General features: G+C 66.1%; 17 protein-coding genes. 15 read left to right on the top strand and 2 right to left on the bottom strand.

Annotated features, from left to right (window positions below):
• Positions 1–46 precede the first annotated feature (46 nt).
• From HWX87_RS11140 to HWX87_RS11105, 8 genes are all read left to right on the top strand, one after another.
• Positions 47–373, top strand: a complete 327-nt coding sequence (locus HWX87_RS11140; protein WP_014896896.1) for a YbaB/EbfC family nucleoid-associated protein — start codon at positions 47–49, stop codon at positions 371–373.
• Between the two features lie 31 nt (positions 374–404).
• Positions 405–1,001 (top strand): recombination mediator RecR, encoded by a 597-nt coding sequence (gene recR / locus HWX87_RS11135; protein WP_034181272.1) that lies wholly within the window; start codon positions 405–407, stop codon positions 999–1,001.
• A gap of 48 nt (positions 1,002–1,049) precedes the next feature.
• A complete protein-coding gene (locus HWX87_RS11130; protein WP_006496407.1) occupies positions 1,050–2,255 on the top strand; it encodes a CaiB/BaiF CoA-transferase family protein in 1,206 nt (401 codons plus the stop codon).
• A gap of 225 nt (positions 2,256–2,480) precedes the next feature.
• Positions 2,481–3,242 (top strand): 5'/3'-nucleotidase SurE, encoded by a 762-nt coding sequence (gene surE / locus HWX87_RS11125; protein WP_176047189.1) that lies wholly within the window; start codon positions 2,481–2,483, stop codon positions 3,240–3,242.
• Entirely contained in the window at positions 3,239–4,171 is a 933-nt protein-coding gene (locus HWX87_RS11120) for a protein-L-isoaspartate(D-aspartate) O-methyltransferase (protein ID WP_176047188.1), read from the top strand. The genes surE and HWX87_RS11120 overlap by 4 nt, the downstream gene beginning before the upstream one ends.
• Before the next feature lie 5 nt (positions 4,172–4,176).
• A complete protein-coding gene (locus tag HWX87_RS11115) occupies positions 4,177–5,064 on the top strand; it encodes a peptidoglycan DD-metalloendopeptidase family protein (RefSeq protein ID WP_176047187.1) in 888 nt (295 codons plus the stop codon).
• A gap of 11 nt (positions 5,065–5,075) precedes the next feature.
• Positions 5,076–6,164 (top strand): RNA polymerase sigma factor RpoS, encoded by a 1,089-nt coding sequence (gene rpoS, locus HWX87_RS11110; RefSeq protein WP_176047186.1) that lies wholly within the window; start codon positions 5,076–5,078, stop codon positions 6,162–6,164.
• 3 nt (positions 6,165–6,167) lie between these two features.
• Complete coding sequence (locus tag HWX87_RS11105; RefSeq protein ID WP_176047185.1) at positions 6,168–6,944, top strand: 3'-5' exonuclease; 777 nt, start codon at positions 6,168–6,170, stop codon at positions 6,942–6,944.
• Positions 6,945–6,974: 30 nt separating this feature from the next.
• Here HWX87_RS11105 and HWX87_RS11100 read toward each other — a convergent pair whose 3' ends face one another.
• Positions 6,975–7,829 carry an endonuclease/exonuclease/phosphatase family protein gene (locus tag HWX87_RS11100; protein ID WP_176047184.1) on the bottom strand — a complete coding sequence of 285 codons (855 nt, stop codon included), beginning with the start codon at positions 7,827–7,829 and terminating at the stop codon, positions 6,975–6,977.
• Positions 7,830–8,049: 220 nt separating this feature from the next.
• On the opposite strand from HWX87_RS11100, the gene rlmD reads away from it, so the two are divergent.
• Positions 8,050–9,447 (top strand): 23S rRNA (uracil(1939)-C(5))-methyltransferase RlmD, encoded by a 1,398-nt coding sequence (gene rlmD, locus HWX87_RS11095; RefSeq protein WP_176047183.1) that lies wholly within the window; start codon positions 8,050–8,052, stop codon positions 9,445–9,447.
• A 63-nt stretch (positions 9,448–9,510) separates the two neighbouring features.
• Here the strand turns inward: rlmD and HWX87_RS11090 are convergent, their stop codons facing one another.
• Positions 9,511–10,209 carry a Bax inhibitor-1/YccA family protein gene (locus HWX87_RS11090; protein ID WP_006761414.1) on the bottom strand — a complete coding sequence of 233 codons (699 nt, stop codon included), beginning with the start codon at positions 10,207–10,209 and terminating at the stop codon, positions 9,511–9,513.
• A gap of 249 nt (positions 10,210–10,458) precedes the next feature.
• On the opposite strand from HWX87_RS11090, the gene ndk reads away from it, so the two are divergent.
• From ndk to HWX87_RS11060, 6 genes are all read left to right on the top strand, one after another.
• Entirely contained in the window at positions 10,459–10,884 is a 426-nt protein-coding gene (gene ndk / locus HWX87_RS11085; protein ID WP_011352265.1) for a nucleoside-diphosphate kinase, read from the top strand.
• 55 nt (positions 10,885–10,939) lie between these two features.
• Positions 10,940–12,079 carry a 23S rRNA (adenine(2503)-C(2))-methyltransferase RlmN gene (gene rlmN / locus HWX87_RS11080; protein ID WP_011549686.1) on the top strand — a complete coding sequence of 380 codons (1,140 nt, stop codon included), beginning with the start codon at positions 10,940–10,942 and terminating at the stop codon, positions 12,077–12,079.
• A gap of 164 nt (positions 12,080–12,243) precedes the next feature.
• Positions 12,244–13,257, top strand: coding sequence for a helix-turn-helix domain-containing protein (locus HWX87_RS11075; RefSeq protein ID WP_176047182.1), 1,014 nt, complete (start codon positions 12,244–12,246; stop codon positions 13,255–13,257).
• Between the two features lie 112 nt (positions 13,258–13,369).
• Entirely contained in the window at positions 13,370–14,674 is a 1,305-nt protein-coding gene (gene ispG, locus HWX87_RS11070) for a flavodoxin-dependent (E)-4-hydroxy-3-methylbut-2-enyl-diphosphate synthase (RefSeq protein WP_176047181.1), read from the top strand.
• A 20-nt stretch (positions 14,675–14,694) separates the two neighbouring features.
• Positions 14,695–16,035 carry a histidine--tRNA ligase gene (gene hisS / locus HWX87_RS11065; RefSeq protein WP_176047180.1) on the top strand — a complete coding sequence of 447 codons (1,341 nt, stop codon included), beginning with the start codon at positions 14,695–14,697 and terminating at the stop codon, positions 16,033–16,035.
• 55 nt (positions 16,036–16,090) lie between these two features.
• Positions 16,091–16,720 (top strand): tetratricopeptide repeat protein, encoded by a 630-nt coding sequence (locus HWX87_RS11060; RefSeq protein ID WP_176047179.1) that lies wholly within the window; start codon positions 16,091–16,093, stop codon positions 16,718–16,720.
• Positions 16,721–16,761: the final 41 nt, after the last annotated feature.

Below are 16,761 nucleotides of genomic sequence, written 5' to 3'. Positions count from 1 at the left end.
CACGCGCCGCGTGCCGGTTTTCACACGATCAAGAAGGAGTATTTCCATGTTGAAAGGCAACCTCGCCGGACTGATGAAGCAAGCGCAGCAAATGCAGGAAAACATGAAGAAGATGCAGGAGCAGCTTGCGCTGATCGAAGTCGAAGGGCAGTCGGGCGCCGGCCTCGTCAAGGTGACGATGACGTGCCGCAACGAAGTGCGCCGCGTCGCGATCGACCCGAGCCTGCTCGCGGACGACAAGGACATGCTCGAGGATCTCGTCGCCGCTGCGTTCAACGACGCCGTGCGCAAGGCCGAAGCGACGTCGCAGGAGAAGATGAGCGGCATGACGTCGGGCCTGCCGCTGCCCCCGGGCTTCAAGCTGCCGTTCTGAGCGCAGCGTCCTTGCCACCGTTTGCCGCCGTATGAAACAGCCGTCCGCCCTGTCTGCTCTCGTCGAAGCGTTGCGCGTGCTGCCCGGCGTCGGGCCGAAATCCGCGCAGCGCATGGCGGTCCACCTGATGCAGCACGACCGCGAAGGCGCGGAGCGGCTTGGCCGGTCGCTGCTGTTCGCGACCGAGCACCTGCAGCACTGCGAAAAGTGCAACACGTTCACCGAAGCGCAGATCTGCGAGGTCTGCAGCGACGAGGAGCGTGATCCGACGCTGCTGTGCGTCGTCGAGACGCCTGCCGACCAGATCATGCTCGAGCAGACGATGACGTACCGCGGGCTGTATTTCGTGTTGATGGGGCGACTGAGCCCGCTCGACGGGATCGGCCCGAAGGAAATCCATTTCGACCGCCTCGTGCGGCGCGCGTCCGACGGTATCGTCAAGGAAGTCGTGCTCGCGACCAACTTCACGAACGAGGGCGAAGCCACCGCGCATTACCTCGGTCAGACGCTGAAGGCGCGCGGCCTCGCGGTCACGCGCCTTGCGCGCGGCGTGCCGGTGGGCGGCGAACTCGAATACGTCGACGCGGGCACCATCGCCCGCGCGATGCTCGATCGCCGCACGATGTAAGCCGGGCGCCGCCGGCCGGCGGCGCCGTTCCTCATGCCAGGGAGACACATGAGCACCAGCCAGGGCCCGCTCGCGGGCGTCAAAGTGCTCGAATTCGGAACGCTGATCGCGGGGCCGTTCGCGTCGCGGCTGTTCGCCGAATTCGGCGCGGAAGTGATCAAGATCGAGGATCCGAACGGCGGCGACCCGCTGCGCAAGTGGCGCAAGCTCCACCCGGAGCAGGGCGGCACGTCGTTATGGTGGTCCGTCCAGGCACGCAACAAGAAATCGGTCACGCTGAACCTGAAAGCCGACGCCGGCAAGGCGATCGCGCGGCAGCTCGCGAGCGAGGCCGACATCGTGATCGAGAACTTCCGTCCCGGCCTGCTGGAGAAACTCGGGCTCGGCTACGACGTGCTGTCGGCCGACAACCCGGGTCTCGTGATGGTGCGCCTGTCCGGCTACGGTCAGACGGGCCCGTACCGCGACCGGCCCGGCTTCGGTGCGATCGCCGAATCGATGGGCGGGTTGCGTCACATCACCGGCTATCCCGATCTGCCGCCGCCGCGCATCGGCATCTCGATCGGCGATTCGATCGCCGCGCTGCACGGCGTGATCGGCGCGCTGATGGCGCTGCATCACCGCAAGGTCAACGGCGGCGCGGGGCAGGTGGTCGACGTCGCACTGTATGAAGCCGTCTTCAACATGATGGAAAGCGTGGTGCCCGAATACGGCGTGTACGGGATGGTGCGCGAGCGCACCGGCGCGTCGCTGCCGGGCATCGTGCCGTCGAATACCTATGCGTGCCGCGACGGCAGCATCGTGATCGGCGGCAACAGCGACCCGATCTTCAAGCGGCTGATGAAGGCGATCGAGCGCGACGACCTCGCCGACGATCCCGCGCTCGCACAAAACGACGGGCGCGTGCCGCGTACGCAGGAGATCGACGACGCGATTGCCGCGTGGCTCGCGCCGCGCACGATCGACGAGGCGCTGGTCGTGCTCAACGCGGCCGACGTGCCGGCCGGGCGTATCTACAGCGCCGCCGACATGTTCACCGATCCGCAGTTTGTCGCCCGGCAGATGATCCAGCGTTTCAAACTGGCTGACGGTACCGACATTCCGCTGCCGAACATCACGCCGAAGCTGTCGGACACACCGGGCGAAACGCGCTGGCTCGGGCCCGAGCTCGGCGAGCATACGGACGAGGTGCTGCGCGGCCTCGGCTACGACGCCCAGGCGATTGCCGCGCTGCGCGAAGCAGGCGCGATCTGAGGGAAGTGCTCGCGGACCTGTCGCTTCGCGCCAGGTCCGCGACGCAGGCATTCGCCGGCGGGACCTCCTTCGAGGCGGAAAACCCGGGGGGCATGGCGTTTTCCCGAGCGTGCAGAAAGACGCCGCGCCCTGCGGCGGCGTACCGTGCGCACATGCGCACACCCGTCCGTCCGCGCCCGTCGGACTGTCGCTCTCGCGCCATCTTTCCTCGGTTACAATCGCCGGATGCGAATCCTACTCAGCAACGACGACGGCTACCTCGCCCCCGGTCTCGCCGCGCTCAGCGAAGCGCTGCAGCCGCTGGCCGAGCTCACGGTGATCGCGCCCGAGCAGAACTGCAGCGGCGCGTCGAATTCCCTCACGTTGTCGCGGCCGCTGTCGGTACAGCGTGCGGCGGGTACGGGTTTCTTCTACGTGAACGGCACGCCGACCGATTCGGTGCACGTCGCGTTGACGGGGATGGCCGATGCGAAGCCGGATCTCGTCGTTTCCGGGATCAACAACGGCCAGAACATGGGCGAAGACACGCTCTATTCAGGGACAGTTGCGGCCGCCACTGAAGGCATCATGTTCGGCGTGCCGGCCATCGCATTCTCGCTGGCCGACAAGGGCTGGGCCCATCTGGCGGACGCCGCGCGCGTCGCCGCGGAGATCGCCGGGCACTACCTCGCGCATCCGCTGCCGGGCAACCCGTTGCTGAACGTCAATATTCCAAATCTGCCGTACGACGAACTGAAGGGCTGGAAGGTCACGCGCCTCGGCAAGCGTCATCCGTCCCAGCCGGTGATTCGCCAGACCGACCCGCGTGGCGAGCCGATCTACTGGATCGGCGCCGCGGGCGCGGCGCTGGACGCGAGCGACGGCACCGATTTCCACGCCGTCGCAAACGGTTTCGTGTCGATCACGCCGCTGCAGCTCGATCTCACGCATACGCAGATGCTGCCCGCGACGCGCGAATGGGCGCGCGCCGGAGGGCGGGCTTCATGAGCGGCGAGCGCGCGAAGCGGTTCCCGCTCGCGCTCGAAGATCTCAAGCGAGCGCCACGCAAATCGGAAGGTCGGGCCGGTGAACGCCATGCGGCGGTCGCGGTGCCGAAGGCTGCCGACAAGTCCGCTGCCGTGCTGAAACCGGTTGCGGTGAAGCCTGCCGCCGTGCGGTCGGCGTCGCACGGTCCCGCCGCCGCGAAGCCGGCGACCGCGCCGAAGCCGACCGCGCTGAAGCCCGCGATGCCGAAACCGGCTGCGCCGAGCGTCGCGCCGGCCGGCGCGTTCGCGCTCACGTCGGAACGCGTGCGCGAGCGGATGGTCGAACGACTGCGCGCGAACGGCGTGACCGACGCGCGCGTGCTGGACGCGATGGCCGCGGTGCCGCGCCACATGTTCGTGGATCCGGGGCTCGCGACGCAGGCCTACGAGGATTCGGCGTTGCCGATCGGCCACCAGCAAACCATTTCCAAGCCGTCGGTTGTCGCGCGCATGATCGAGCTCGCGATGGCCGGCCGCACACTCGAGCGCGTGCTCGAGATCGGCACGGGGTGTGGCTATCAGGCCGCCGTGCTGAGCCACGTGGCACGCGACGTGTATTCGATTGAACGCATCAAGCCGCTCTATGAGCGCGCGAAGCTGAACCTGCGGCCGCTGCGCGTGCCGAACATCCGTCTGCACTACGGCGACGGGCGTGTCGGCTTGCCGTCCGCGGCCCCGTTCGACGCGATCGTGATCGCGGCGGCGGGGCTCGACGTGCCGCAGGCGCTGCTCGAGCAGCTCGCGATCGGCGGGCGGCTCGTCGCGCCGGTCGGCGCGCAGAGCGGGCAGCATCAGGTGCTCACGCTTGTCGAGCGCGTCGCGCACGCGCAATGGCGAGAGTCACGGCTTGATCGCGTTTTCTTTGTCCCTTTAAAATCCGGAGTGATTTGAAACCGATGAGTATGTTGCGCGCGATGCAAAACAACCGATCCAGGGAACCGCTCACACTCGCCCAGCGCGCGATCTGTGTGGCTGCGTTCTCCACGCTACTGGCCGCCTGTGCGACGCGGCTCGACAACGCGCCTGTCGTCGATCGCTCCGGCTCGCTCGGCACGACCGGCACCGCGCAGCCCGCGGCGCCGCTTCCGCCGGCGCCCCCGGGTTACTACCGGGTGAAGCCGGGCGACACGCTGTACCGGATCGCACTCGAAAACGGGCAGAACTATCGCGACATCGCCGCGTGGAACAACCTGTCGAACCCGAATCAGATTGAAGTCGACCAGCTGCTGCGCGTTTCGCCGCAGGCGGGCGCCGCCGTTGCGGGCACACAGGTCGCTGCGCCGATCGCGGGCGCCGCAGTCGCAACCGCGCCGCTCAGCAGCGGCCCGGCAACGCCGGCTGCCGGCACGTCGTCCACGCTCGCCACGCCGCCGGCTGCGGCCGCCGGCTCGAGCGATACGGCAGCGGCCCCGAGCGGCCCCGTGACATTCGCGTGGCCTGCGCGCGGCCCCGTGCTGAACGGGTTCGACGATGCGAAGAACAAGGGTGTCAACATCGGCGGCACGGCCGGCGAGACCGTGAAGGCGGCGGCCGACGGCCGCGTCGTCTACTCCGGTAACGGCCTGCGCGGCTACGGCAACCTCATTATCATCAAACACGACGCAACTTACCTCACGGCGTATGCACACAATCGTGCTTTGATGGTAAAAGAGGGGGACGCGGTAACGAAGGGGCAGAAGATCGCCGAGATGGGTAACAGCGATGCCGACCGCGTGATGCTGCATTTCGAGGTTCGCCGGCAGGGTAAGCCTGTCGATCCGCTGAAGTATTTGCCGCCTCAATAACCGAGACGACCATGCCGAAATCGAAGCGCCACGAGCCGCAAGCCGAGTCTGAGAAGATCAGTCGTGCCACGCAAGCATCGGTGGGGCGAGCAGGTGCTTCGACGGACGACGAGGACGATATCGCGGACAACGAACGCGATATCGAGGCACGTGACGCCGAGGCGGACGGTGGCGAGGACGAGCGCGAAGGCCGCCCGGAAGCGGCGCCCGACGTCGACGATTTCCGCACGATGCTGCAGGCCGAGCTCACGGCCGACACGATCCAGCATTACCTGAACCGAATCAGCGTGAAGCCGCTGCTGACCGTCGAGGAAGAGCAGCGCTATTCGCGCCTGGCGAAGGCCGGCGAATTCGAGGCGCGGCAGGTGATGATCGAGCGCAACCTGCGCCTCGTCGTCAGCATCGCGAAGGGATACCTGAACCGTGGGGTGCCGCTGCTCGACCTGATCGAGGAAGGCAACCTCGGCCTGATGCACGCGATCGAGAAGTTCGACCCGACGCGCGGGTTCCGTTTCTCGACCTATGCGACGTGGTGGATCCGGCAGAGCATCGAGCGGGCGATCATGAATCAGGCCCGCACGGTGCGCCTGCCCGTGCACGTGATCCGTGAACTGAACCAGGTGCTGCGCGCGAAGCGCCACCTCGAAAAGAATTCGATGTCGACGGGCGAGGCGGCCGAGCGCCGTGAAGCCAGCATCGACGACATCGCCTATCTCACCGGCAAGACCGCCGAGGAAGTCACCGACATCCTCGCGCTCAACGAGCACACGGCATCGCTCGACGCGCCGCTCGACCTCGATCCCGCGAGCAGCCTGCTCGACCTGCTGCCCGACGATCAGAGCCAGTCGCCCGACGCCGAGGTGCAGCACCGCGAGCTCGAAACGCTGACGCGCGCGTGGCTGTCGCGGTTGTCCGACAAGCATCGGCACGTGATCGAGCGCCGCTTCGGCCTGAACCATATCGAACCGGCGACGCTCGAGGAGCTCGCCGACGAGATGGGGCTCACGCGCGAGCGCGTGCGACAGATCCAGCAGGAAGCGCTGGTGCGCCTCAAGCGGTTCTTTGCCTCCAACGGCGTGCGCAAGGACGCCGTTCTGTAACTGATGACTCCGATTCTTGTTTTTGACATCGAGACGATTCCCGATGTCGACGGCATTCGCCGTCTGGAAGACCTGCCCGCGACGCTCGACGATGCCGCGGTGGCCGAACATGCATTCGCCGCACGCCGCGAGAAGACCGGCAGCGATTTCCTGCCGCATCACCTGCAGCGGATCGCGGCGATCTCGTGCGTGTTCCGCGACAACAACGGTTTTCGCGTGCGCTCGCTCGGCACGCCGCAGGACAACGAAGCGACGCTGATCCAGTCGTTCTACCGCGTGATCGAGAAATACACGCCACAGCTCGTGTCGTGGAACGGCGGCGGCTTCGATCTGCCGGTGCTGCATTACCGTGCGCTCGTGCACGGCATCCCCGCGACCCGCTACTGGGATCTCGGCGAGGACGACCGTGAATTCAAGTGGAACAACTACATCTCGCGCTATCACTCGCGGCATACCGACCTGATGGACGTGCTCGCGATGTATCAGGCGCGCGCCAACGCGCCGCTCGACGCGCTGGCGAAGCTGTGTGGTTTCCCCGGCAAGCTCGGGATGGACGGCAGCCAGGTGTGGCCGGCGTTCCGGGATGGCCGGATCGACGAAATCCGCAACTATTGCGAAACCGACGTCGTCAACACCTACCTGCTGTACTGCCGGTTCCAGTTGATGCGCGGCGGCCTGACACCGAGCGAGTACGCGGACGAGATCCTGATCGTGAAGAACGCGCTCGCGCTGGAGCCGGCGCCGCATTGGGTCGAATACCTGGCCGGTTTCGACGCGTAGCGCGGGCGGCCTGCGTCGCAACCGGCGCGATCAGGCCAGTTCGAGCAGCACCGGCTGGTGATCCGACGCGCGCACGTCACCGTCGATGTCGCAGCGCGTGACGCGTGGCAGCAGTGTCTCGGTCACGAACGCGAAGTCGCACGCGAGCGGCCCTTCCGACCATTGCACCATATCGTAGACGCCGGCCGTCGGTGGCGGCGTGCGCCCCGGGTGTTGCGCGACCCATGCGTCGACGAAGCGCGGCGCGTCCGCGATCGGTTCCAGGAAGCGCCGATATGCGTCGCTGTCGAACGCACTGTTGAAGTCGCCGCAGACGATCGCATCGCGCGGCTGGCCGGTCGCGCTGAACGGCCCCTCGGCGGTCTCGGCAGGCGCCGGACGTTCTGCGTGCGCGCAGGCCTCGCGATGCCGGCCGCGCAACGCGTCGACCTGGGCGAGCCGCTGGCGTGCCGAATAATATTCCAGATGGGTGGTCACCACGCGCAGCGGACCGAAGGGGGCGTGCAGTTCGACGTCCAGCGCGACGCGCGGCATCGACGGCGCACCGGCGTCGGCCGGCCACGGCAGCAACTGGCGCAGCACGCGCCCGACCGGAAGCCGCGTCGCGATCGCGTTGCCGAACTGGCGGCGCGGTGCGCCCGGTTCGATCGCCGGCAGGTCGGCGCCGATTGCTTCGATGATCGTATGGCCGGGCAGCAGCACCGCGAGTTCGGCGAACTGGTCGGGGCCGGGCTGCCCGGGCAGCGCGCCGAAGCCGCGCGTGACCTCCTGCAGGCACAGTACGTCGAAATCGCCGAGCCGCTGGATCGCCGAGACGGTGCGGGAAAGGTCGACGATGCCGTCCGCGTCCCGACCCCATTGGATGTTCCAGTCGATCAGTTGCATGCTCGAATCTCCTGGTGGTTGGGTGGCGGGCTTCGGGCCGGTCCTGACGCGTTCCGCGGTCTTGCGCGGCTGTCGGTGCCGTAAGCCGGCTGCGTGGCCGTTTCGGCCGGATGCAGGGCCGTCCATCATCAAGTATCGACACCCGGCCCATCCAAAGCGGGCGATACGGGCCTTCGTCGTCTACAATCTCGCCTTCTTCAACGTTTGTCAGGAAAAGCTGGTGTCCGAAGCCGTCCCCACTTCTGCGCGCAAATCGAAAAATGCGCCCGTCGCGCCCGGGCCCGCCCCGGTTCTCGAGATCGAATCGCTCGACATGGAAGCGCGCGGTGTCGGCCGCACGATCACCGAGGACGGCGAGCCGGGCAAGGTCATCTTCGTCGAAGGCGCGTTGCCGGGCGAGCGCGTCACCTATTCGAGCTACCGCCGCAAGCCGAGCTACGAGCAGGCGACGGTTGTCGATATTCTGCGCCCGAGCGTGATGCGCACGCAGCCGAAATGCAAGTTCTTCGGTACTTGCGGCGGCTGCTCGATGCAGCATCTCGACATGCGTGCACAGGTGGCGGTCAAGCAGCGCGTGCTCGAGGACAACCTGTGGCACCTGGCGAAGCTGCGCGCGGAAACGATGTTCGCGCCGATCCACGGCCCGTCGTGGGGCTATCGCTACCGTGCGCGCCTGACCGTGCGCAACGTGGCGAAGAAGGGCGGCGTGCTGGTCGGTTTCCACGAGAAGAAGAGCAGCTATGTTGCCGACATGACGAGCTGCGAAGTGCTGCCGCCGCACGTGTCGGCGATGCTGGTGCCGCTGCGCCGGCTCGTCGAGGGGCTGTCGATCCGCGATCGGATGCCGCAGATCGAGCTGGCGGTCGGTTCGGAAGTCACGGCGCTCGTGCTGCGCGTGCTGGAGCCGATCAACGCGGACGACGAAGCGCTGCTGCGCGCGTTCGCGGACGAGCACAAGGTGCAGTTCTGGCTGCAGCCGAAGGGCCCGGACACGGTGACGCCGTTCTATCCGCTCGACGTGGCGCTCGACTACACGCTGCCGGAATTCGGCATCCGCATGCCGTTCAAGCCGACCGACTTCACGCAGGTCAACCACCAGATCAACCGCGTGCTGGTGGGGCGTGCGCTGCGCCTGCTCGCGCCGTCGCGCGACGACCGCGTGCTGGACCTGTTCTGCGGGATCGGCAACTTCACGTTGCCGCTCGCGCGACTGTCGCGCGAAGTGATGGGCATCGAGGGCAGCGACACGCTGACGACGCGCGCGTTGGCGAATGCGCGCGAGAACGGTGTCGACGGTCATACGACGTTCGCGTGCCGGAACCTGTTCGAAGTGACGGGTGACGACCTCCGCGCGCTTGGCGCATTCGACAAGTTCCTGATCGATCCGCCGCGCGAAGGCGCGCTCGCGGTGTCGAAGGCGCTGGCCGAGATCGCGCAGAGCGGCGAAGGCCCGCTGCCGAAGCGCATCGTCTACGTGTCGTGCAACCCGTCGACGCTCGCGCGCGACGCGGGCCTGCTCGTGCACGAGGCCGGTTACCGGCTCAAGGGGGCCGGTGTCGTGAACATGTTCCCGAATACGTCGCACGTCGAATCGATCGCGCTGTTCGAGCGCGACTGAGCCCGGCGGCGGACGTAAAAAAACCGGCCCGAAGGCCGGTTTTTTCATGGTGCACGGCGAACGTCAGTTGCGGTTGCCGCCGAAGATGCCGAGCAGGGCGAGCAGGTTCGTGAACACGTTGTACAGGTCGAGGTAGATCGCGAGCGTGGCCGAGATGTAGTTCGTCTCGCCGCCGTTCACGACGCGCTGGACGTCGAACAGCATGTACGCGGAGAAGATCGCGATCGCGAGCACCGACACGGTGAGCATCAGCGCCGGCAGCTGCAGGAAGATGTTCGCGACCGATGCGAGCAGGATCACGATCACGCCCATGAACAGCCACTTGCCGAGACCCGAGAAATCGCGCTTGCTGACGGTGGCGATCGTCGCCATCGCGGCGAAGATGATGCCGGTGCCGCCGAACGCGAGCATGATCAGCGACGGGCCGTTCGAGAAGCCGAGGATGAAGCTCAGCAGCCGCGACAGCATCAGGCCCATGAAGAACGTGAAGCCGAGCAGCACGAACACGCCGGCCGCGCTGTTTTTCGTCCGCTCGATCGCGAACATGAAGCCGAATGCGATCGCGAAGAACGCGAGCAGGCTCATCATCGGGCTCGTGGCCGCGAACAGCGAGAAGCCCGTCGCGACGCCGACCCAAGCGCCCAGCACGGTCGGCACCATCGACAGCGCGAGCAGCCAGTACGTGTTCCGCAGCACGCGGTTGCGAACCTCGGCGGTGCTGACGGAACCGCCGCGGCCGAAATTGTACGGATAGTCGTTCATGGTTTCTCCTAACATTGAACGCGTGGGCGTCCGGGGCCGGTTCGGCACACGCGGTGTGCGGCGCAGCAAACCGGAGCAGCTATGGCTAAGATACGTTCCGTGCCGGGAGGTTTCAATGGCCGTGCGGCACAAAACATATAGATTCGGAACCTTTCACATGTGTAAGGGTTCAATCGCAATGATACACGGGATCGTGCTACAATAGCGGATTCATTTGAACCTGTAACTTCTTAATTTTTTGGAGTTTTTATGGCAATCGAGCGCACCCTGTCGATCATCAAGCCGGATGCGGTGGCAAAGAACGTGATCGGCCAGATCTACAGCCGTTTCGAAGGCGCCGGCCTGAAGATCGTCGCATCGCGCATGGCACACCTGTCGCGTGCTGACGCTGAGAAGTTCTACGCGGTTCACGCAGCGCGTCCGTTCTTCAAGGACCTCGTCGATTTCATGATCTCGGGCCCGGTGATGATCCAGGTTCTGGAAGGTGAAGGCGCGATCCTGAAGAACCGCGACCTGATGGGCGCAACGGATCCGAAGAAGGCGGAAAAGGGCACGATCCGCGCCGATTTCGCCGACAGCATCGACGCGAACGCCGTTCACGGCTCGGACGCTGCGGAAACGGCAGCGGTCGAAGTCGCGTTCTTCTTCCCGGAAATGAACGTTTACTCGCGTTAAGCCCTGGCTGACAGCAAGTAGGCAGGATCCAGCGCACGCGGCAAGGCAGCACATCATGACGAGCGAAACTTCCGTCAATCTTCTCGACTTCGATGCCGAGGGTCTTGTCGCGTACTGCGGCAGCCTCGGCGAGAAGCCGTTCCGCGCCAAGCAGTTGCAGCGCTGGATCCATCAGTACAACGCCGGCGACTTCGACGGCATGACCGATCTCGCGAAGTCCCTGAGAGAAAAACTCAAGGGCCGCGCGTCGATCGTGATGCCCGATATCGCCAGCGATCACGTTTCCACCGACGGCACGCGCAAGTGGCTGATCGACGTCGGAAACGGCAATGCGGTCGAAACCGTGTTCATCCCGGAAGAGACGCGCGGCACGCTGTGCGTGTCGTCGCAGGCCGGGTGCGCGGTCAACTGCCGCTTCTGTTCGACGGGCAAGCAGGGTTTTTCCCGCAACCTGTCGACAGCCGAAATCATCGGCCAGCTCCGGATGGCCGAATTTGCATTGCGAGCGTCGCTGGGCCGTGCGCCCGGCCCGAACGGCAAGGCCGAACGGGTCGTCACCAACGTGGTGATGATGGGCATGGGCGAGCCGCTGCTGAATTACAGCGCGGTCGTGCCCGCGATGCGGTTGATGCTCGACGACAACGCGTACGGGCTGTCGCGCCGCCGCGTCACGCTGTCCACGTCCGGCGTGGTGCCGATGATGGATCGCCTCGGCGCCGAGTTGCCGGTCGCGCTGGCCGTTTCGCTGCACGCGCCGAACGATGCGCTGCGCGACGAGCTGGTGCCGCTCAACAAGAAGTATCCGCTTCGCGAACTGATGGCTGCGTGCCAGCGCTATCTGAAAGTCGCGCCGCGCGACTTCATTACATTCGAATACTGCATGCTGGACGGCGTCAACGACACCGAAGCGCATGCACGCGAACTGCTGGCCGTCACGCGCGACGTGCCGTGCAAGTTCAATCTGATTCCGTTCAATCCGTTTCCGGAGTCGGGCCTCATCCGCTCGAAGCCGGAGCAGATCAAGCGCTTCGCACAGGTTCTCATCGACGCGGGTGTCGTCACGACCGTGCGCAAGACGCGCGGCGACGACATCGATGCCGCGTGCGGCCAGCTGGCCGGCGCGGTGAAGGACCGCACACGCCTGGCGGAACGAACGGGCGCAGCAGGAAAAATCATCGAAGTTCGGGCAGTTTGACGGGGGCACCTGGCCGGGGACGCCCGAACCCCTTGGCGGTGCAACACGCGAATAGCGATCGGTCGCGGCGCCTCGGCGCCGCGCATGGTATGGACAGTTGCGGGTGCCGGCCGGCGGGAGCCGGAGGCGCCCGCCAGTGAAGAAGAATCGACGCGAGGACAAGGATGAGTGAGCCGCAGCCGACCAACGGCGCAGAGACGAATGCCGCGAAACCGGCACCGGCGGGACTGGAATCGCTGTCAGCGGTCGGCAGCCGGCTGGCGCAGCTTCGGGAGACGAAGGGCTGGTCGGTCGACGATGTGTCGGCGCGACTCAAGGTCGCACCGCAGAAGCTCCGGGCGCTCGAGGCCGGCGACATCAGCCATCTGCCCGGTGTGACGTTCGCGCTCGGTGTCGTGCGCAGTTACGCGAAGATGCTCGGCGTCGACCCGGAACCGTTCGCGCAGGCGTTGCGCCGTGAGCGCGGGGTGCCGGAAGTCGACCTGTCGATGCCCGCGTCGTCGGGGACGGATCTGCCGCGCGGCCGCGTATCGATTCCGCTGGGTGGCTCGTCGCGTCATCATCCGTGGCTGTGGGGAACGGCGATCGTCGTCGTCGCGGTGGTCGCCGTACTGATGTGGCACACTGGCGGCGATTCGTCGAGCCTGCTCGCGCGCCTGAAGGGCAACGACGTGGAGCATGCGTCGGCGGCGAGCGCTTCGGCTGCATCGTCGGCGGTTGTTGAAGAAGCGGCCGCAAGCGGCGCGTCGACCGTCGTCGCCAATGAGGTTCCGGCCCCGGCGGCCGCATCTGCGGCGCCGTCGATTGCATCCGCTGTTCCGGCGCCCGTGGCGCCGGTCGCGACGGCCGCTGCATCGCAACCGGTCGTGGCCACGACGGCGGCAAGCGCCGCCGCGCCGGCCCAGCCGGCGAGCGTCGTGGTCGCGGCAGGTCAGTCGATGGTCGAACTGAAGGTCAAGCAGGATTGCTGGTTCAGCGTGCGCGACAAGAACGGCAAGGAGCTGTTCTCGGCGCTGGTGCGGGCCGGCGAGACGAAGCAGGTCGCCGGCGACGGGCCGTTCAAGGTCACGATCGGCAACAAGGCAGGCCTCGACGCAGTCGCGTTCGACGGAAAACCTGTCGATCCGGCAAAATATTCGGCAGCGCGGGGTAATGTGGCACGGTTCACGTTGCCCTGACGTCAAGCGCCGTGACGAAGGCCTGTCGTCGATATCGACAGGCCGTGAGGGCACGGCGCTTTTTCAATTCATGTGCCGCGTCGCGGCGCATTCCGCGTAAATGGATCTATCGATGCAATCCGAAGCTCAATCCCCACGCAGCAGTCAGATTTGTTCAACCGAGCCGGTGTTCGGCGGGCATCAGCCGCGCCGCGTATCGCATGCGGTGGATGTCCGCTGGGGCGGGCAGCTCGTGACGATCGGCGGCGACGCGCCGGTGCGCGTGCAGTCGATGACGAATACCGACACGGCCGACGCGATCGGCACGGCGATCCAGATCAAGGAACTCGCGAACGCGGGCTCCGAACTGGTGCGCATCACGGTCAACACGCCCGAGGCCGCGGCCGCCGTGCCGGCGATCCGCGAGCAGCTCGACCGGATGGGCGTGACCGTGCCGCTCGTCGGAGATTTCCACTACAACGGCCACCTGTTGCTGCGCGATTACCCGGGCTGCGCGGAGGCGCTGTCGAAGTACCGGATCAACCCCGGCAACGTCGGCCAGGGCGCGAAGCGCGATACGCAGTTCGCGCTGATGATCGAGGCCGCGGCCAAGTACGACAAGGTTGTGCGAATCGGCGTGAACTGGGGCAGCCTCGACCAGGACCTGCTCGCGCGCATGATGGACGAGAACGGCGCACGTTCGCAGCCGTGGGGCGCGCAAAGCGTGATGTACGAGGCGCTGATCCAGTCGGCGATCGGCTCGGCCGAACGTGCGGTCGAACTCGGCCTCGGCCGTGACCGCATCGTGCTGTCGTGCAAGGTCAGCGGCGTGCAGGACCTGATCGCCGTGTACCGCGAGCTCGGCCGCCGCTGCGGATTCGCGCTGCACCTCGGGCTGACCGAGGCCGGCATGGGCTCGAAGGGCATCGTTGCGTCGACGGCCGCGCTGGGCGTGCTGCTGCAGGAAGGGATCGGCGACACGATCCGCATCTCGCTGACGCCGGAACCGGGTGCGCCGCGCACGGGTGAAGTGATCGTCGGCCAGGAAATCCTGCAGACGATGGGCCTGCGCTCGTTCGCGCCGATGGTGATCGCATGCCCGGGCTGCGGCCGCACGACGAGCACGCTGTTCCAGGAACTCGCGATGCAGATCCAGACCTACCTGCGCGAGCAGATGCCGGTCTGGCGCAAGGAATATCCGGGCGTCGAGAAGATGAACGTCGCGGTGATGGGCTGCATCGTCAACGGCCCGGGTGAGTCGAAGCACGCGAACATCGGCATCAGCCTGCCGGGTTCGGGCGAGAACCCGGCCGCGCCCGTCTTCATCGACGGCGAGAAGGTCAAGACGCTGCGCGGCGAGCGGATCGCCGAGGAATTCCAGCAGATCGTCAGCGACTACGTCGCACGCAATTACGGCCGCACCGAGGTCCTGAACTAATTCGTCCACACACACGAACGATGACTGAACAGAAACGCAAGATCGAGAAGCTCACCGGCGTCAAAGGCATGAACGACATCCTTCCGCAGGATGCCGGCCTGTGGGAATTCTTCGAAGCTACCGTGAAATCGCTGCTGCGCGCGTACGGCTACCAGAACATCCGGACGCCGATCGTCGAACACACGCAGCTCTTCACGCGCGGCATCGGCGAAGTCACCGACATCGTCGAGAAGGAGATGTACAGCTTCACCGACGCGCTGAACGGCGAAAACCTGACGATGCGCCCGGAAAACACCGCGGCCGTCGTGCGCGCGTCGATCGAGCACAACATGCTGTACGACGGCCCGAAGCGCCTCTGGTACATCGGTCCGATGTTCCGTCACGAGCGTCCGCAGCGCGGCCGCTATCGCCAGTTCCATCAGGTCGGCGTCGAGGCGCTCGGCTTCGCGGGTCCTGATGCGGATGCCGAGATCATCATGATGTGCCAGCGCCTGTGGGACGACCTCGGCCTGACCGGCATCAAGCTCGAGATCAACTCGCTCGGCCTCGCCGAAGAGCGTGCCGCGCACCGCGTCGAACTGATCAAGTACCTCGAGCAGTTCGCCGACGTGCTCGACGAGGACGCAAAGCGCCGCCTGTATACGAACCCGCTGCGCGTGCTCGACACGAAGAACCCCGCGCTGCAGGAGATCGCGCAGAACGCGCCGAAGCTGATCGACTTCCTCGGCGAAGAATCGCGCGCGCACTTCGAAGGGCTGCAGCGCCTGCTGCTCGCGAACAACATTCCGTTCAAGATCAACCCGCGTCTCGTGCGCGGCCTCGATTACTACAACCTGACCGTGTTCGAGTGGGTGACCGACAAGCTCGGCGCGCAGGGCACGGTCGCCGCCGGCGGCCGCTACGATCCGCTGATCGAGCAGCTCGGCGGCAAGCCGACCGCCGCGTGCGGCTGGGCGATGGGCATCGAGCGCATTCTCGAACTGCTGAAAGAAGACGATCTCGCGCCCGAGCAGGAAGGTGTCGACGTGTACGTCGTGCATCAGGGCGAAACCGCGCGCGAACAGGCGTTCATCGCTGCGGAGCGCCTGCGCGATACGGGCCTCGACGTGATCTTCCACTGCAGCGCCGATGGCGCGACGGCAAGCTTCAAGTCGCAAATGAAGCGGGCCGACGCGAGCGGTGCCGCGTTCGCGGTGATCTTCGGCGAAGAAGAAGTCGCGAACGGCACGGTGGGCGTGAAAGCGCTGCGCGGTGCGGGCGCGGATGGGGAAAAGAACGTTCAGCAGACCGTACCGGTCGAAAGCTTGACCGAATTCCTAATCAATGCGATGGTTGCATCCGCCGAAGACGGCGACGACTGATCGCGCTGGCATTCGCTCGACAAGAAAGGCCTGAACAGGAAGGAATCGCTCGCCGATGAGTTATCACGACGAACAAGAATCGATTGAAAGTCTCAAGGCGTGGTGGGCCCGCTGGGGCAACCTCACCACGTGGATCGTGCTCGCGGCGCTCGTCGTCGCGGCCGGTTTCAACGGCTGGAACTACTGGCAGCGCCGTCAGGCTGCCGAGGCGTCCGGGCTGTACGAGCAGGTCCAGAAGGCCGCCGCCGCGAACGACAAGGCGACGATGGCCCGCGCGGCCGCCGACATGGAAGACAAGTTCGGCAGCACGCCGTATGCGCAGATGACGGCGCTCTCGGCCGCGAAGACGCTGTATGCAGCCGGCGACGCGGCAGGTGCGAAGGCGCAGCTGCAGTGGGCCGTCGATCACGCCAAGGACGACGAGTACAAGCAGATCGCGAAGCTGCGCCTCGCGTCGCTGCTGCTCGACGAAAAGGCGTACGACGCGGGCCTCACGCTGCTGTCGGGTACGCCGGTCGATGCATTCAAGGGCCTCGTGGCCGATCGCCGCGGCGATCTGCTGGCCGCGCAAGGCAAGACCGACGATGCGCGCGCGGCTTACAAGCTCGCGCTCGACGGCCTGTCGAAGGACGACCAGTCCGCGCGTCAACTCGTCCAGTTCAAGCTGGACGCGCTCGGCGGCTGAATCGCGGTCCCCTCAACCTCTTAACTTCTGCTTCGCTAACC

Origin of the sequence: Burkholderia sp. BCC1644 (genome assembly GCF_902833225.1) — a bacterium.
Taxonomy (GTDB): domain Bacteria; phylum Pseudomonadota; class Gammaproteobacteria; order Burkholderiales; family Burkholderiaceae; genus Burkholderia.
This window is presented reverse-complemented; position numbering and strand designations above follow the sequence as displayed.

What these genes read in the sequence shown, in the direction of transcription:
- HWX87_RS11060 (WP_176047179.1), top strand. Translation starts at nt 16,091, where the DNA reads ATGAGTTATCACGACGAACAAGAATCGATTGAAAGTCTCAAGGCGTGG.
- HWX87_RS11120 (WP_176047188.1), top strand. Translation starts at nt 3,239, where the DNA reads ATGAGCGGCGAGCGCGCGAAGCGGTTCCCGCTCGCGCTCGAAGATCTC.
- HWX87_RS11130 (WP_006496407.1), top strand. Translation starts at nt 1,050, where the DNA reads ATGAGCACCAGCCAGGGCCCGCTCGCGGGCGTCAAAGTGCTCGAATTC.
- HWX87_RS11075 (WP_176047182.1), top strand. Translation starts at nt 12,244, where the DNA reads ATGAGTGAGCCGCAGCCGACCAACGGCGCAGAGACGAATGCCGCGAAA.
- rlmN (WP_011549686.1), top strand. Translation starts at nt 10,940, where the DNA reads ATGACGAGCGAAACTTCCGTCAATCTTCTCGACTTCGATGCCGAGGGT.
- HWX87_RS11100 (WP_176047184.1), bottom strand. Translation starts at nt 7,829, where the DNA reads ATGCAACTGATCGACTGGAACATCCAATGGGGTCGGGACGCGGACGGC.
- HWX87_RS11090 (WP_006761414.1), bottom strand. Translation starts at nt 10,209, where the DNA reads ATGAACGACTATCCGTACAATTTCGGCCGCGGCGGTTCCGTCAGCACC.
- HWX87_RS11115 (WP_176047187.1), top strand. Translation starts at nt 4,177, where the DNA reads ATGAGTATGTTGCGCGCGATGCAAAACAACCGATCCAGGGAACCGCTC.
- HWX87_RS11105 (WP_176047185.1), top strand. Translation starts at nt 6,168, where the DNA reads ATGACTCCGATTCTTGTTTTTGACATCGAGACGATTCCCGATGTCGAC.
- recR (WP_034181272.1), top strand. Translation starts at nt 405, where the DNA reads ATGAAACAGCCGTCCGCCCTGTCTGCTCTCGTCGAAGCGTTGCGCGTG.
- ndk (WP_011352265.1), top strand. Translation starts at nt 10,459, where the DNA reads ATGGCAATCGAGCGCACCCTGTCGATCATCAAGCCGGATGCGGTGGCA.
- rpoS (WP_176047186.1), top strand. Translation starts at nt 5,076, where the DNA reads ATGCCGAAATCGAAGCGCCACGAGCCGCAAGCCGAGTCTGAGAAGATC.
- ispG (WP_176047181.1), top strand. Translation starts at nt 13,370, where the DNA reads ATGCAATCCGAAGCTCAATCCCCACGCAGCAGTCAGATTTGTTCAACC.
- hisS (WP_176047180.1), top strand. Translation starts at nt 14,695, where the DNA reads ATGACTGAACAGAAACGCAAGATCGAGAAGCTCACCGGCGTCAAAGGC.
- HWX87_RS11140 (WP_014896896.1), top strand. Translation starts at nt 47, where the DNA reads ATGTTGAAAGGCAACCTCGCCGGACTGATGAAGCAAGCGCAGCAAATG.
- surE (WP_176047189.1), top strand. Translation starts at nt 2,481, where the DNA reads ATGCGAATCCTACTCAGCAACGACGACGGCTACCTCGCCCCCGGTCTC.